General features: G+C 73.1%; 17 protein-coding genes. 12 read left to right on the top strand and 5 right to left on the bottom strand.

The window, feature by feature from the left end; all coding sequences use genetic code 11:
• Positions 1-5: 5 nt before the first annotated feature.
• Positions 6-533: an acetoacetate decarboxylase family protein gene (locus C8N24_RS26635; RefSeq protein WP_121255864.1), complete on the bottom strand. Its 528-nt coding sequence runs from the start codon at positions 531-533 to the stop codon at positions 6-8.
• Positions 496-1299, bottom strand: a complete 804-nt coding sequence (locus C8N24_RS26630) for a hypothetical protein (RefSeq protein WP_147448003.1) — start codon at positions 1297-1299, stop codon at positions 496-498. The genes C8N24_RS26635 and C8N24_RS26630 overlap by 38 nt, the downstream gene beginning before the upstream one ends.
• A 19-nt stretch (positions 1300-1318) precedes the next feature.
• Between C8N24_RS26630 and C8N24_RS26625 the strand changes: the two genes are divergently transcribed.
• The 4 genes from C8N24_RS26625 to C8N24_RS26610 are packed head-to-tail and all read left to right on the top strand — an operon-like array spanning position 1319 to position 3115.
• On the top strand, positions 1319-2083 hold the full coding sequence (locus tag C8N24_RS26625; RefSeq protein WP_211340157.1) for an MBL fold metallo-hydrolase: 765 nt from the start codon (positions 1319-1321) through the stop codon (positions 2081-2083).
• Positions 2084-2113: 30 nt separating this feature from the next.
• Positions 2114-2461, top strand: a complete 348-nt coding sequence (locus tag C8N24_RS26620; RefSeq protein ID WP_147448002.1) for a hypothetical protein — start codon at positions 2114-2116, stop codon at positions 2459-2461.
• A gap of 32 nt (positions 2462-2493) precedes the next feature.
• A complete protein-coding gene (locus C8N24_RS26615) occupies positions 2494-2769 on the top strand; it encodes a metal-sensitive transcriptional regulator (protein ID WP_121255856.1) in 276 nt (91 codons plus the stop codon).
• 4 nt (positions 2770-2773) lie between these two features.
• On the top strand, positions 2774-3115 hold the full coding sequence (locus C8N24_RS26610) for a Uma2 family endonuclease (RefSeq protein WP_121255854.1): 342 nt from the start codon (positions 2774-2776) through the stop codon (positions 3113-3115).
• On the opposite strand, the gene C8N24_RS26605 is transcribed toward C8N24_RS26610, so the two are convergent.
• Positions 3102-4223, bottom strand: coding sequence for a S8 family serine peptidase (locus C8N24_RS26605; protein ID WP_170179443.1), 1122 nt, complete (start codon positions 4221-4223; stop codon positions 3102-3104). The two genes, C8N24_RS26610 and C8N24_RS26605, sit on opposite strands and share 14 nt — an antisense overlap.
• 158 nt (positions 4224-4381) lie before the next feature.
• Between C8N24_RS26605 and C8N24_RS26600 the strand changes: the two genes are divergently transcribed.
• The 6 genes from C8N24_RS26600 to C8N24_RS26575 all read left to right on the top strand — a co-directional run bounded on the left by C8N24_RS26600 (position 4382) and on the right by C8N24_RS26575 (position 12129).
• Positions 4382-9130 (top strand): hypothetical protein, encoded by a 4749-nt coding sequence (locus tag C8N24_RS26600; protein ID WP_121255850.1) that lies wholly within the window; start codon positions 4382-4384, stop codon positions 9128-9130.
• Complete coding sequence (locus C8N24_RS26595) at positions 9127-9849, top strand: hypothetical protein (RefSeq protein ID WP_121255848.1); 723 nt, start codon at positions 9127-9129, stop codon at positions 9847-9849. The genes C8N24_RS26600 and C8N24_RS26595 overlap by 4 nt, the downstream gene beginning before the upstream one ends.
• Positions 9850-9913: 64 nt before the next feature.
• Entirely contained in the window at positions 9914-10528 is a 615-nt protein-coding gene (locus C8N24_RS26590) for a DNA-binding protein (protein ID WP_121255846.1), read from the top strand.
• Positions 10522-11184 carry an RES family NAD+ phosphorylase gene (locus tag C8N24_RS26585; RefSeq protein ID WP_121255844.1) on the top strand — a complete coding sequence of 221 codons (663 nt, stop codon included), beginning with the start codon at positions 10522-10524 and terminating at the stop codon, positions 11182-11184. The genes C8N24_RS26590 and C8N24_RS26585 overlap by 7 nt, the downstream gene beginning before the upstream one ends.
• 66 nt (positions 11185-11250) lie before the next feature.
• The gene (locus C8N24_RS26580) at positions 11251-11664 is read left to right on the top strand and encodes a hypothetical protein (RefSeq protein ID WP_121255842.1); all 414 of its coding nucleotides are present in this window, start codon (positions 11251-11253) and stop codon (positions 11662-11664) included.
• Positions 11665-11721: 57 nt separating this feature from the next.
• Entirely contained in the window at positions 11722-12129 is a 408-nt protein-coding gene (locus tag C8N24_RS26575) for a hypothetical protein (RefSeq protein ID WP_121255839.1), read from the top strand.
• Here C8N24_RS26575 and C8N24_RS26570 read toward each other — a convergent pair.
• On the bottom strand, positions 12126-12806 hold the full coding sequence (locus tag C8N24_RS26570; RefSeq protein WP_121255837.1) for a hypothetical protein: 681 nt from the start codon (positions 12804-12806) through the stop codon (positions 12126-12128). The two genes, C8N24_RS26575 and C8N24_RS26570, sit on opposite strands and share 4 nt — an antisense overlap.
• A 196-nt stretch (positions 12807-13002) precedes the next feature.
• On the opposite strand from C8N24_RS26570, the gene C8N24_RS26565 reads away from it, so the two are divergent.
• Both C8N24_RS26565 and C8N24_RS26560 read left to right on the top strand, forming a co-directional pair.
• Complete coding sequence (locus C8N24_RS26565) at positions 13003-13980, top strand: aldo/keto reductase (RefSeq protein WP_121255835.1); 978 nt, start codon at positions 13003-13005, stop codon at positions 13978-13980.
• Positions 13977-14486 carry a TetR/AcrR family transcriptional regulator gene (locus C8N24_RS26560; RefSeq protein WP_121255833.1) on the top strand — a complete coding sequence of 170 codons (510 nt, stop codon included), beginning with the start codon at positions 13977-13979 and terminating at the stop codon, positions 14484-14486. Before C8N24_RS26565 ends, C8N24_RS26560 begins: the two co-directional genes overlap by 4 nt.
• Here C8N24_RS26560 and C8N24_RS26555 read toward each other — a convergent pair.
• A complete protein-coding gene (locus C8N24_RS26555; protein WP_170179442.1) occupies positions 14480-15070 on the bottom strand; it encodes a sensor domain-containing protein in 591 nt (196 codons plus the stop codon). The genes C8N24_RS26560 and C8N24_RS26555 overlap by 7 nt on opposite strands.
• Between the last annotated feature and the right edge of the window lie 53 nt (positions 15071-15123).

Genomic DNA, 15123 nt, shown 5'->3' with positions numbered 1-15123 from the left:
TCAGCCTAGGAGGGCGGTGGCATGTGCAGCCGCAGGTCGTCCCCGGCGAGCGCGACATGGCGACCGGCGAGGCCGAGGTACGCGAACGGGCTGGTGGCCGGGATCTGCAGCTCCACCAGGGCCGGCGCCGCCTTGATCCGCGCGCGGCCGATCGTCTGGCCGGCGCTGCTCGTGATCGGCGTCGGGATCACGATCGGGAGGAACCCCGGGCGGCGGCGGACCTTCGCCTGCAGGAGCGTGGTGTCGCCCTGGCGGGCGGTGAACGACGAGCGCTCGTAGGTGAACGTCGCCAGCTCCTTCGGCAGGCCCCAGATCTCGTGCCCGCCGCTCATCGACTGCGGGTCGTCGACGTAGATGTGGCTGACGACCATCCCCTTCGTGGTCGCGTGGCTGAAGACGATCAGCTCGCGGTAGACGAGCGTGCCGCTCGTGTAGTCGGCGAGCATGACGCCGCCGACCTGCCGGCCCGCGGTGAAGGCGGGCACGATGACGAGCTCACCGTTGAGCTGCCAGGGCGCGGGAGGATGCGGCACGGCGGTAGACGACCTCCAGGATCACGATCGCGACGGCGATCGGCACCGTCGCGGGGAGCGTATTGAAGTGCAGGAACAGCAGGTCCCACAGGCAGCAGAGGACGAAGACGAGCAGCGCGGCCGGGGCCTGCCGCCGCCCCTCGACCGCGAGGATGCCGCCGAGCAGGCCGGCCACGAACACGTCCCCGTAGCCCATCCGGGCCCACGTCACGTCGAGGAACTGCAGCTGCGGGAGCCCGGGGGCGGGCACGGCGGCGTTGAGCGTCGCGTTCGGCCCCTGCAGCTGATTGCCGAACACGAGGATGAAGTCGATCACCGCCATCGCGATGATGCCGAGCTTCAGCGGCGTCGCGGGCACGAGGCCCGCGAGCAGGCGGCCGAGCGTGATGCAGCTCAGCGCGGTCAGGAAGGCGGCGGCACCTTCGCCGGTGGGGGAGTCGACATCCAGCAGCGCGACCACGAAGGCGGCGACCGCGAGCAGCGCGTAGACGGGCTTCGCACCGCGCATCGCCCAGCCCAGCGCGAGCAGCGCGCCCGGCGGCACGAGCAGCAGGGCGAACCACGTGAGGCCGTCGGCGACCTCCGGGACGAGCGCGATCGCGGCGACGACGAGGGCGATGCTGACCGGCGCGATCAGCGCCCACAGCTTGGTCTTGAAGCGGTGCAGCCAGGACGGGATCCCGGCGCCGGGGGTCAGCACCAGCAGCGCCTGCGTGGCGTTGAGGATGCCGATGCCGATCATGAACTCGCGGCTCACAGCGCTCAAAGCTGACAGGATCGGCGGCGTGAGCTACCCCATCTGCGTCACGTGCGGGGTCCAGTACGGCGCCGCGGTGTCCGCGTGCCCCGTGTGCGAGGACGCGCGCCAGTACGTCCCGGTGGGCGGGCAGGAGTGGACGTCGCTGGAGGCGCTGCGCGCTTCCCACGCCAACGAGATCCGCGACGACCACGGGCTCGTGGGGATCGGGACGACACCGAAGTTCGGCATCGGCCAGCGTGCGCTGCTCGTGGAGGACGTGCTCTGGGACTGCGTCACGCTCCTCGACGACGACACCGCCGCGCAGGTCGGCTCCCTGCGCGCGATCGCGATCTCGCACCCGCACTACTACTCGTCGATGGTCGAGTGGGCGCGGGCGTTCGACTGCCCGGTCCTGCTCCACGAGGCCGACCGCCAGTGGGTGATGCGGCCCGACGCGGCGATCGAGTACTGGTCGGGCGACACATACGACCTCGGCCGGGGCATGACGCTGATCCGTTGCGGCGGGCACTTCGCGGGCGGCACCGTGCTGCACCGGGGGACGGACCTGCTGACCGGCGACATCGTCCAGGTCATCCCGGACCGCGAGTGGGTCGCGTTCATGTACTCGTTCCCGAACTTCATCCCGCTCCCGGGCTCGTCCGTGCAGGCCGTGGGCGCCGCGCTGGAGCCGTTCGCGTTCGAGCGGATCCACGGCGCGTGGTGGGGAGCCGTCATCGAAGCCGACGGGAGCAATATCGTCCGCCGTTCCGTTGAGCGGTATCTCGCCGCGCTGGACGGGAATCTGATGTGAGGACCCGCACTTGGGGGTAATGGAGAAGACATGGCTGTCCTGGAACTTGTGAGCTCGAGCCCCGATTGGATGGGCGCCCTGACCGTCGCCCTGACCCGGCCGGCCGGCGTGCCCGAGCGCCGTACGGGCGAGGATCCGTGGGCGCCGGGCGCCGCTCGTGCCGAGCGCCCCCGCCGCATCTCGGACGACCTCGCGTGGCTGCGCCAGGCCTTCGACGAGCCGGGCGAGCATGGTCTGAAGACCATGGACGACACGGCCGCCGTCGCCGCCTGGGAGACCGACCACGAGGCGCAGGAGCGCCTCGGCCGCCTGCGCGACCGCCGCGTCCTCGAGGCCGCCGGCTTCCTCCTGCACGAGGAAGAGCGGATCGCGGTTTAGATACCCCTCGGGGGTTCCGGTAGACTGGCGGTATGGCCGAACGCGGCTACACCGCCACCAAAGATCAGTTGAACACGCGGCTCGCGCGGATCGAGGGTCAGGTCCGCGGCGTCGCCCGCATGGTCGAAGACGACCGCTACTGCATCGACGTCCTGACGCAGATCAGCGCCATCCAGGCAGCCTTGGACAAGGTCGCCCTCGGGCTGCTCGACAGCCACACGCGTCACTGCCTGGTGGGCGGCGCCTCCGAGGAGGCGTCCGCCGACGAGCTCATGGCCGCGGTCGGCCGGCTCATGCGCCGCGGGTGAGGTAATGGCCGACGTGGCCGTCGATCCCGTCGATATCCACCGCCTCACGGCGGACGAGTACCACCTCGAGCGTGACGGTGATCGTCCGTATCACGCCGCTACGGCCGCGCTGGTGGTGGAAGTCGCCGTCTCATCCCAGACGCGGGACTTGAAGATCAAGCCTCGGCTCTACGCCGCGGCCGGCGCGCCCGTCTACTGGGTCATCGACCTTGATGGCGGCCGTGCCGTCCAGCATTCGGAGCCGTCGGGCGATACGTACGGCCGTGTCGAGATCGTCAACGAGCTCACCGCGCCACACCTGGGCGTGAGGATCGCGGTCGCCGACGTGCTGGCTAACGCGCGGTAGCGGCGCCCGCGTCGATCAGGCCCGCGCCGTAGAGCTCGTCCGGGCCGGGCGTGCCGAGGTCGCGCGCGGTGGCCTTCAGGCGCTGCTCGATCTGGTCGGGCGTCGGCTTCGGCCCGAGGACGCCGGACGCGATGATCAGCGCGGCGGTGGCCGAGACGTGCGGTGTGGCCATCGAGGTGCCGATGTAGTCCGTCGGGTAGCCGAAGGTCTGGCGCCGCTTGTTGGTGAGCGTGAGCTGGTAGATCGGGCGGCCCTGCGGGCCGTTCGGCGTGCACTGCGGCTGGTCGGGCAGCGCCGCGTCCTTGCCGCCGCCGGGCGCGACGACGTCCAGGCCGGGGCCGTGGTTGGAGTACTCGGCGAGGCAGCCGTGCTCGGTGACGGCGCCGACGCTGATGACGCCCGGGAGCGCGGCGGGGTAGCCGACGCGCTGGAGCTCGCCGTTGCCGGACGCGGCGACGACCGTCACGTTGTTGGCGCGCGCGTAGCGGACGGCGGCGGCGATCCGCGGGACCTGCGTCGCCGACGTGGTCGCCGAGCCGAACTCGAACGACAGGTTGATGATCTGCGCGCCCTGCTTGACGGCGTAGCGGATGCCGGCGGTGATCGTGTCCTCGTCGCCCTCGCCGCGGGAGTTGAGGACCTTGACCGGGATGATCGTCGCGCCGTAGGCGAGGCCGGTGAGGGCGACGCCGTTGTTGGTGGACTCCGCGATCGTGCTGATCACGTGCGTTCCGTGGCCGTAGTCGTCGTTCGGGTACGGGTCGCGACCCTCGCACGCGTTGATGCCGCTGCTCGTGCGCGCGCAGAAGTCGTAGCCCTTCGCGAAGCGGATCTTCTTCAGGTCCGGCGACTTCTTGAAGCGCCCGCGCGTCTCATAGGCGACGCCGCTGTCGAGCACCGCGATCGTCACGCCCTTGCCACCCGGCCGGCCCGCCGCGAACAGGTTGTCCCACGCACGCGGCGCGTCGACGCCCGTGCCCGGGAGGAAGTTCCACTGGTCGGCCTGCCAGCCGAACCCGCCGATGCCCTTGTCGTCCGGGATCCACGCGTGCGCGGTCGCGGGGAAGAGCAGGATCGCCGCGATGAGGAGGGCGAGAGGTGTGCGCACGGGACGCATGAGGGTACTGGTGCGCCGTGCGCCCATTCGATGCGGACCGCCCCCCCCGCTCAGTCATGTCGATGACCCGCAACCGGGTTCATTGCGCCGTCCGATCGCTTAGGCTGCGGGCAATGCGAACCATCGACGTCGCCCGATCGGCGTAGGTCTTGGCCGAGCGCGTCGAGGAGCTCGCCCCGCCCGAGGCTACCGCGAAGGCGCCGGAGGCGCCCGCCCAAGCCCCGTCCCTGGCGATGCCCGCCGCGGGCGAGCTGTCGCCGGCGGCGCTGATGGCGATGCAGCAGGGCATGGGCAACGCGGCCGTGTCCGCGATGATCCGCGGCCGCCGCGAGTCGTCCGGTTCGTTCAGCGCGCTCGCGGGCGCCGCGAGCGCGTCCGGCGCCGACATGGCCTGGCCGCCGCCGAGCCTGACGGGCCGCCCGGCCGCGAACGGCGCGACGGCTGAGTCGGCCGCGCCGGCGGGTGTCAACGGAGCCGCCGGTGCCGCGGCCGCTTCGCCGGAGGCCGCCGCGCTGGCGGGTGCCAACGGAGCCGCCGCCGCAACGCCGGAGACCGCCGCGCTGGCGGGTGCCAACGGAGCCGCCGCCGCAACGCCGGAGACCGCCGCGCTGGCGGGTGCCAACGGTGCCGCCGCCGCTTCGCCGGAGGCCGCCGCGCTGGCGGGTGCCAACGGAGCCGCCGCCGCTACGCCCGACGCCGCCGCGCTCGCCGGGGCCGCACCCGCCGCGCTTGCGGGCGCCGCCGGTGCCGCTTCGCCCGAGGGCGTCGCGTCCGCGGGGGCCAACGGCGGTGCCGCCGCGCCGGCCAAGGACGAGGCCGCGAAGGAGGCCGAAGCGCCTGCGCCCGCCGAGGCCGCCGGCAAGGAGGCCGAGGGCTCGAAGGAAGCTGACGACGCGGCCCAGGCCGCCGGGCCGGGCGTCGAGGAGCAGGAGGAGACGGCGGTCGCCGCGCCGGGCACCGAGGCCGAGGGCGCCGACCCCGCCACGGAGGGCGACGCCGTGTTCAACCAGGCCACGGGCGGCGAGACGACCGAGGAGTCGATCGAGGAAGACCCGATCGAGACCGAGGACGGCGCCGAGGCCGAGGCAGAGGCCGAGCCCGCGCGGCCGAAGGCCAAGCCGCCCGCCGACGCCGGGAAGACCGGTCCGGCCGCGCCCGCCGCCGAGGTCGCCGCGCCGGCCGCCGCCGCGGGGCCGGTCGGTCAGGCCGCGCCGGCGAGCGTCTCGGCCGCGGGACCCGCGGTCGGAGCCGCCGAGCCCGCCGCCGCGGCGCCGGAGGCCGCGGGGGGAGAGGCTGCCGCCGCGCCGGCCACAGCCGCACCCGAAGGCGCTGGGCCTGAGGCCGCCGCGCCCGAGAGCGCCGCGCCCGACGCTGTCGCGCCTGAGAGCGCCGCGCCCGAGACCGCCGCGCCGGGAGCCGCCGCGCCCGAGGCCGCCGTCGATGCGGGCGCCGCCGTGGACGCCGGCGCCGCCGCCGACGTCTCCGGCCCCGCCGAAGCGGCCGGACCTGAAGCCGCAAGCGCGGACGCCGCCGGGCCCGAAGCCGCCGGCCCCGACGCCGCAGGTGCGGGCGCCGCGGGTCCTGAGGCTCCAGGCGCAGGCGCCGCGGGCCCTGAGGCCGCAGGCGTGGGCGCCGCCGGACCCGAGGCCGCTGCCGCAGCCGGGCCCGAAGCTGCCGGCCCCGACTCCGCAGGCGCCGAGGCCGTCAACGCCGAAGCGGCTGGCCCCGGAGCCGCGGGCGCCGCGACCGCGACCGCCGACGCTGGAGCCGCAGGCCCGACAGCGGCCGGTCCCGAAGCCGCAGGCGCTCGCCCCGAGGCCGCCGCAGCGGAAGTCGTCGGCGCCGCGGCCGCCGGGCCTGAGGCCGCGGACAAGGAAGACGGCCCGGACGCGGCCGCCGACGGACCCGTCGCGGCCGGTCCCGAGGCCGAAGGGCCGGAGGGCGAAGAAGAGGCTGAAGCCGTGCCGAGCGCCGCGGCGCCCGCGCCGTACACCGGCCCCGCCGAGATCCCGGACGTCTCCCAGCTCGAGGAGCTCGACGACTTCGAGCCCAAGGAGGAAGCGGAGGAGCAGCCCCAGCAGCAGGGGGCCGGGGCGGCCGCGGCGGAGCCCGAAGCCGCCGAGGCCGGGGCCGGAGCCGCGGCCGCCGCCGCCCGCCGCGAGGAGATCAAGCGCGAGCGCGAGGAGCGCAAGCGGTCGATCAAGGAAGGTCGCAAATCGGTTCTCGCCGCGATCGGGGACTCGCTCGAGCAGGAGCGCCAGCGGATCAAGTCGGCCGCGCAGAAGGCGTCCGCCGCGATCAGCGGGACGATCGCCAAGCAGTCCGCGGCCGTCACGGCCGCCAGCGGCACCCAGTCGGGCGCGATCCGCTCGGCCGTCGCGGGCGCCCAGGCGAAGGTGTCAGCCGGCGTCTCCGCCGCCAAGGGCAAGGTCTCGAGCGCGGGCGCGTCCGCCAAGAGCGCGGTCAAGGCGGGGGAGACCGGCGCGAAGGGCAAGGCCCGGACCGCGGTCAACACGTCAGCGCAGGAGGCCAACCAGGCGGGTTCGCAAGCTTCGGCCAAGGGCAAGGCGGCCGTCAGCGCGACGCAGAGCAAGGTCCAGGGGGACATAAACTCGGCGGCGGGCGCGGTCTCCAGCCAGGCCGGCAGCGGCGGTGGGGGATCCAACGAGGCGGCCGCGAAGGGCAACGCCGAAGTCGCCTCGCGCGTCTCCGGGGACACCGCCTCCGACGTCAAGTCCCAGGGCGCCCAGGCCGTCAGCGGCGTGCAGGCCGAGGGCAGCAAGGTCGGCCAGGCGTTCACCGAGAAGGGCAAGGAGGCGGCCGACGGCATCAAGCAGGTGCTGCCGGAAGCCGTCGACGGCATCGGCCAGATCGGCCAGCAGGCGTCCGAGGGCGTCCAGCAGGCCGTCACCGGCGGCCAGTCCGCGCTCGCGAAGCTGCAGGCGAGCGCGAAGTCCGGGCTCGCACAGCAGCAGTCCGCGGGCATGGCGCAGATCGCCGGCACCGCGCGCGCGGCCAAGAGCGGGATCGCGCAGGCCGGTCAGGCCGCCAAGACCGCGCTCAGCCAGCAGAGCGCCGCCGCGTCCAAGCAGCTCGGCGAGGCCGCGAGCAAGCTCAAGGGGATGGTCCGCAAAGCGGAGATCACGCGCGACGACGCGCCTGAGGTCTCGCAGGACGTTCGCCGTGAGATGAAGCAGGGCAGCTCGGCGGCGATCGTCGCGGGCGGCAAGGTCGCCAAGCAGGCCAGCCAGGGCGCGACCGGCGCCGCGAAGGGCGCCGCGAAGGCGATGGGCGCGGCCGCCAAGAGCACGTCCAGCGGCGCGAACCAGGCCGCGGCGAGCGCGTCAGCGGGCGCGAGCAACACCGCGAGCAGCATCGGCACGAAGGTCGGCCAGGCGGCGAAGTCGTCGGTCACGTCGATGAACGGCGCGGTGACGAAGCTCTCGGGCAAGCTCAAGGGCGCCGTCGGCAAGGTCAAGGGCAAGATGGACCAGGGCCTGTCGGACACCAAGGGCAAGATGGACCAGCACGCCGGGAAGATCGCCGGCAAGGCCAACGAAGCGCCCGCCAAGACGTCCGGCAAGATCTCCGAGGGCAAGGCGAAGGTCAACGCGGAGGCGTCGAAGGAGCCCGAGAAGGACGACAGCCTCTGGGGCAAGGTCAAGAGCGCGGCCAAGTGGGTGGCCGAGAAGCTCAAGGCCGCGTTCGAGTTCGTCACCAAGCTGCTCACGGACCCGGGCTTCTGGGTCAGCCTCGTGGTCGGCATCGCGATCGCGGCGTTCGTCGTCGCGACGTTCGGCTCCGGCCTCGCCGTGCTGGCCATCGCGGGCGTCGTGGCCGGCGCGATCTCCGGTGCGGTCGGCCAGATCGTCTCCAACGTCGCCGCAGGCCGCAAGTGGAACGAGGGCGTGCTGCAGGCGGCCGCGTTCGGCGCCGCGGGCGGCCTGATCTTCGGCCCGCTCGGCGGCAAGGTCGCGGGCGCGGCGATGTCGCGGATCGCGTCCAGCGCGGGCGGCCGGATGGCCAGCAGCGCCGCGAGCCGGATCGCCAGCAGCGCGGCCGGCCGGACGGTCGCCGCGGTGTCGCGCTCGATCAGCCGCGGGTTCAGCCGCCTCGGGTCGTCCAAGCTCGGCTCGCTGATGAAGACGGGCGCCCAGAAGGGCGTGCGCGCGGTCGAGGAGCTCGGGTCGAAGGCGGGCGCGTACACGCGCTGGCAGGCCAAGCGGCTCGCCAGCAAGCTCGGTGGTGGCGGCGGCTCGCGCGGCGCGGTCGACGACGCGTTCCGCGCCCGGCCGATCCGCACGCTGCGCCAGGACAACAACTTCCGCAACAAGTTCAACGAGAAGGGCCGGCCGAAGTCGAGCATCGACGAGAACGGCAACCTCGTCCCGAACGACCCGAACGGCTCGATCACGCCGCTCGAGCACGTGCTCGCGACCAAGGGCAAGAAGGACGTCAGCCAGTACACGTCGCTGATGTCCCGCGACAGCGCGACCAAGCCCAAGTACTACGGCTCGAACGAGATCTCGATCGACGCCGAGCGGCTCGCGCGCGACATCGCGTCCGGCAAGGTCCGTGGCGCCGGCGTCCTCACGCCGGACGACATCCAGGCCGCCTTCCGCGACGACATCGCCAAGCTGGCGCCGGACATCGACATCGACGCCGCGATCGCCGGCGGCCCCGACTCGATCGCCGACGCGATCGCCGCCTCGGGCCTGTCGAACAAGGTCAAGGGCAAGGTCGAGCGCCGCCTGACCGCGCTGTTCTTCAACACGCGCGACGGCGAGTGGCTGGTCTCCGGCGTCGTGCCGAGCGAGTACATCACCCACGGCGGGCACACGGTGCCCGGAGCGGCCGGCGGGGCCGCCGGCTCCAGCGCGGCGAACGACGAGAAGTGACCAGCGACCAGCTCTTCCACACGGACGGCGACGGCGAGTCGGCGACGTTCGCGGACGTGATCGACGAGGGCCTCGAAGGCGATCTCGACGACCGCATCCCGGCGCTGCGCGCGCTGCTGGCCGACGGCACGGACGACGAGCGCCGCAACGCGGGCCTCATGCTCGCGTCCTGGGGGGACGAGGCCGGGCTGCGCGCGTTGATCGGCTGGGCGCAGACGCCGGCCGAGGCACCGGAGGAGCTCGCCGACGCGCTGCGCACGGCGCGGCTCAGCTCGCGCGCGGAGGCGTCCGAGCCGCTGCGGGCGGATGCGTACCGGGCGCTGCTCGCCCTGGCCGCGGATGCCGACCTGGGACGCGAGCTTGGGTACGCGCTCGTGGCCGACGCGACCGTCCGCCCACACGTGGCCGACGAGCTCGCCACGGCGGTCGAACGCGCGGTCGAGCGGCTGGAGGACGGCGACGAGCCGGACTTCGACCTGCCGACGCAGGCCGCGGGGCTGCTCGTGGCGCTGGCCAAGCAGTCCGATGACGCCGCCGCGGGCCTCGCGGAACGGCTCCTGGAGCTCGCGCCGAAGGACCCACGCGTGCTGCGCGAGCTGATCGACGCCATGGGCGCCGGCTCGGGCGAGGCGACGCTGGCGGTGCTGCGCCGCATCGCCAAGGTCAAGGCCGTCCGCGACGACGCGGACGCCGCGCTCGCCCGTCGCGCCCGACGCTGACACGCAGCGCACCTCGGTTGCGTAAGTTGCGTAAGTTGCGGACCCGCGCTACGCTGGAGGGGTCATGGCCGCCATCCGCACGCCCGAAGCCGACCGCCTCGCCGCCGAGCTGGCCAAGCGTCTCGGCGACAAGCCGCTGACGGCGCGCGAGCTCGCCGCCCAGCTCGTCGCCACCGATAGCCCGGCGGAGCTGCTCGACGCGTTCGACGACGCGCTCGCGCGTGCGGCGGACATCGAGGAGCAGCCGCTCGACGAGGCGCTGTGGGGCCCGGCGCCGACGGCCCAGGCGCTCGCGCAGGCGCGGCGCGTCAAGCAGCGCGCCCAGGACGAGGCGCTCGTCGGCGTGCTGGCCGAGGCGCTCTCGCGGGCGCAGGCGGCCGCGGTGCTCGGCATCAGCCCGCAGGCGGTGTCCAAGCGCCATGCCGGCGGCGCACTGGTCGCGCTCTCACGCGGGCGCGAGTTGTACTTCCCGGCGTGGCAGTTCGCCGACGGCGCCGCGCTGCCCGGTCTCGCGGACGTGATCGCCGCCTATCCGGGCAGTCCGCTGGCGTTGTCCACCTGGGCCGTGACGTCGAACGCCGACCTCGACCGCGCGACGCCCGCGCAGATGCTCGCCCGCCGTGGCGGCGTCGAGCGGGTGCTCGAGGCGATCGAAGCCATCAGCGCGGCCGCGTGGTAACGCCGCTCCGCGATCCTCCGGCGTACCTGCCGGACGATCCGCCGAAGCGCACCTGGCCCGAGTCCGAGCCGATGCTGCGCGTCTATCACGAGCATCCGACCCGCGACGGCCTCGCGCCGCGCACGTTCGGGCCGCTGGCCCGGTTCGACCCGCACGTCCGTGATCGCCATCAACGCCCGCGCGAGGACCCGAACGGGCGCGGTGTCCTGTACCTGGCGCGGGACCTGGAGACCGCGCTCGCCGAGGCGTTCCCGGGTCAGTGGCCGGAGGTCCGCGTCTGCCCGCAGGCGCGCGCGAGCTGGCTGCGGCCGACCAAGCCGATCCGGATGCTGGACCTGACCGGCAACGGCGCGATGGCGATCGGCGCGGTCGGCACGATCGCCTGGGGCGACGAACCGCGGCGGCGCACGCAGCGCTGGGGTCGCCGGATCTACGAGCAGTTCCCGATGCTCGACGGGATCTTCTACAACGGCGCGCACCAGGGCGGCGAGTCGGTCGCGCTGTGGGACCGCGCGCCGGCGCTCGAGCTGCAGCCGGGTGGCGACAGCCAGCTGTGGGCGATCTGGCCGCACGTGGTCGTCGCACTGGCCAAGCAGGGCCGGTATCCGCGGCGGATCGACGCCTGTCCGACCTGTCTCCGTTACAAGTTCACATAACGTCGATTAGCGAGCATTGAAGACGGAGCGGCGCCGGGTGGAGGGCGCTGTTCTAGGCTGCGTCCCATGCTGCTCCGTCGTGCCGCGCTGCTCGCGTTGACCGCCGTCTGCTTGCCCGTCCCCGTCGCCGCCGCGCAGGCGCCGAAGGGCGACTGGACCTTCATCCGCGCAGACGGCTACCGTCATTACGCGTGCCGGGACAAGGTCAAGAACGACTGGGTCGTGCGGACCGCGACGTCTTGGGGCAACCGTCGCGACGACGTCGAGAAGTACGAGCTGCAGACCTACACGGCGCTCGCGCGTGGGTCGGACGACAACGTGCCCGAGCAGGCCAACGGCAAGACCTGGAGCGGCGGCTACGCCCGGACCGTGCTGCGCGACGCGCGGCTCACGGACCGCCTGTGGATGCAGATCGCGGTCTACGGGCCGGCCGAGCCGTGGTCGGACGGGTTCACCGTCAGGCGCCTGAAGCGCTGCTGACGTTCCTGGGCTGACCACCCGGTCCAGTCGGGCGGCCGCGCTGCCGATAACCGGGGTGTGACCACGAAGCTCCGCAGCACCGCGATCGCCCTCGCCGTCTCGCTCGCCGCCGTCCCGGTCGTCGCCGCTCCCGCCGACGCCGCGTCCAAGGCCAAGGCCAAGCCGGCCGCGGCCAAGACCGCCAAGCAGCGCGCCGCCGCGAAGCGCAAGGTCACCAAGGCCAAGACCTCGGCGAAGCCCGCCGCGGTCGAGACCGTGCCGGCCACGTCCACCGCGGCGCCCGCGCCGGAGCCGGCCGCCGTGCCCGCCCCGGCGGTCACGTCGGTGATCAGCATCGGCGGCTTCGTCTTCTACAACGTCTCCTACGCCGACGCCGCCGCGCAGTACGAGGCCCTGATCGCCTCCGGCGTCACCCCGCCGCCGCCGGTCACGTCGATCTCGGTCACCACGACCGTCGGCAACTAGCTCACACAGCGGGCGAGCTTCTCGACGTCGCCCTTCGCGCGCTTCACGCAGCGCATCTGGCGGTACGCCTTGCGCAGCTGCGGTGACGGCGCGGGCTGCGGCACCGTGAGCCGGCGGACGCGCTGCGGCAGCGTCCTGATGCTGTCGGGGATGCGCACCATCCGGCCGGAGAGGTCGAGGTTGTTCGCCGGCCGGTCGCGATGTTGGAACGCCTTCGCGAGGGCGACGAACTGCGCGTCCGAGAGCGAGTCGTCGCGCACGTCGCGCGGAAGCAGCTCGTGCACCGCCTTGATCGACGCGCCTTTCCCGACCAGCGACCGGTCGCGGAAGACGAGCTCGAGCACCGCCGGTCCGCGACCCGTGTCCACGTGCACCTCGGCGACGAGGTTCGACCGCGTGCGCTTGTTCCGGCCCATCCGGGTCGTCTTGCGCTGACGGCGGACGTCGAGGACGCGCGCGCCACGCACGCCCTCGTAGTAGTCGCGAACGCCTTGGACGTAGGGCGCCCCGCCGTCCGGCGCCCTACCTGCATCGCCGTGGACCAGCGCACTCGCGAACTGCTCCGCGCTGCGCTCGCCGGCGGCCTCCCCGCGCCCCAGGATCCAGAACACCAGCACGGCGATGGCGCCGGTCAGCGCGAGGGTGCCGCCAAGGATGGTCACCAGCTTCAGGTTCATGCGGCGAGAGACTGCCGCAGCGGGTCCGCCCGGTCAGTGCGGAGAACTGGCGGGCGCCGTGCGAGTGGCCGCCCCGGGCCGACGGGCAGGCACCCGTAATGGTGATCGAGCGCGCCGTCGAGTCACAACTTCAGGATGTGGAATGACAACCGACAGGTGTTGGATGACAGATTCTGACATCTGTAATCTGGCGGTCATGACCACTCGCCAACTCGGGACGACCGGTCCCACCGTCTCCGCCCTCGGCCTCGGCGCGATGGGCATGTCCGACCTCTACGGCCCGGCCGACCGCGCCGAGTCGATCGCCACGATCCACGCCGCCCTCGACGCCGGCATCACGCTCATCGACACGGGCGACTTCTACGGGATGGGCCACAACGAGCTGCTGATCCGCGAGGCGCTCGCGGACCGGGACCGCGACCAGGTGACGATCAGCGTCAAGTTCGGCGCGCTGCGCGACGCCGACGGCGGTTGGAACGGCTACGACGGCCGCCCGCAGGCGGTCAAGAACTTCCTCGCGTACAGCCTCAGCCGGCTCGGCACGGACCACGTGGACATCTATCGGCTCGCCCGCACCGACCCCAACGTGCCGATCGAGGAGACGGTCGGCGCGATCAAGGAGCTGATCGAGGCGGGTCACGTCCGCCACGTCGGCCTGTCGGAGTCCAGCGCGGACGTCATCCGGCGCGCCGCCACGGTCACGGAGATCTCCGACCTGCAGATCGAGTACAGCCTGATCAGCCGCGGGATCGAGGCCGAGATCCTCCCCACCACCCGCGAGCACGGAATCGGCGTCACCGCCTACGGGGTCCTGAGCCGCGGCCTGCTGTCCGGCCACTGGAGCAAGGATCGCGACGTCTCCAAGGACTTCCGCGGCGTCAGCCCGCGCTTCCAGGGCGAGAACCTCGACCACAACTTGAAGCTCGTCGAGGCGCTGCGCGAAGCGGCGGCCGAGGCCGGCGCCACCCCTGCCCAGGCCGCGATTGCGTGGGCGCTCTCACGCGGCGAGGACATCGTGCCGCTGATCGGCGCGCGCCGCCGCGAGCGCCTCACCGAGGCCCTCGAGGCGCTGACGCTGGACGTCGACATCGCCAAGATCGAGGCCGCCGTGCCCGAGGACTCCGCGGCCGGGGAGCGCTATCCGGCCGCCCAGATGGCACATTTGCCGGCATGACGCAGCCGCTGACTTCCGAGCGCATCCTCGCGGCGGCGGAGGACGTCCTCCGCCGCCACGGCCCTCAGAAGGCCAACGTCGTCGACGTCGCGCGGGCGCTCGGTGTCAGCCACGGTGCCGTCTACCGCCACTTCGCGTCCAAGCAGGCCCTGCGCGAAGCGGTCACGCGGCGGTGGTTGCACGAGTTCCACACGATCCTCGAGCCGATCGACGAGCCGCGCGCGTGGATCCGCGCGCTGTCGGCCGCCAAGCGCGGCACGGCGCGCGTAGACCCGGAGCTGTTCGCCACCTACAGCGCGCTCTGCGACGAGCAGAGCGCGGTGGTCGACGAGCACGTGGCGTGGATGGTCGGCCAGCTCGAGGCGATGGTCGGCGACAAGGGCCGCCCATTGCTGCAGGCCACGACCCGCTTCCACCACCCCGCGCACGTCCACGAGTGGAGCGACCCGGAGATCGAGCACGACCTCGAGCGGGTGCTCGACCTCGTGCTCCCGCCCGCTCAGTAGCGCCGGCGGCCGAGCAGCTCGACGGCCAGCGAGGCATGGAACTTGGCCATCCCCCGCAGCACCCACACGGTGATGAACGCGAGCGGGACGGCCAGGAGCGAGGTCGCGAACGCCTCGAAGAGGTGGTCGACGTTGATGATCCCGATGTCGTAGCCGCCCGGGATGGCCCAGTACCAGGCGGGCAGCACGGCCAGCGACAGCGTGCTGAGCACGAGCGAGACGGCGATCACGCCGAACGCGAAGCCGACCACCGAGTGCGTGATCAGCCACGCGAAGTCCCGCCACACCTGCGGGTCCGCCAGGGTCCTGAACACGCGCGTGAACAGGCCGGGCGCGCGGTGCGAGCGGTAGTGCCCGCGGACGGGACGACCGAAGACGAGCTGGGCGTTCTGGCGATCGAGCTCGGCGGTCCAGCGCATGACCCCCACGGAGCCGAGGATGACCGGCAGGCCGACGATCAGGATGCCGAACGTCAGGGACAGCGTGAGGGCCGTCACCCAGACCACGAACGCGACGATCGAGGTGAGCAGCGTGCAGGTCAGGTAGGCCGCGTCACGGGCCGTGCGATCGAAGGCGGGAAGCATGCTTGAAGCATCGACCCGCCCGGACCGCCGGGCCATGGAGCGTCCGGGCGTCC

The sequence above is a fragment of the Solirubrobacter pauli genome (assembly GCF_003633755.1).
GTDB lineage: Bacteria > Actinomycetota > Thermoleophilia > Solirubrobacterales > Solirubrobacteraceae > Solirubrobacter > Solirubrobacter pauli.
This window is presented reverse-complemented; position numbering and strand designations above follow the sequence as displayed.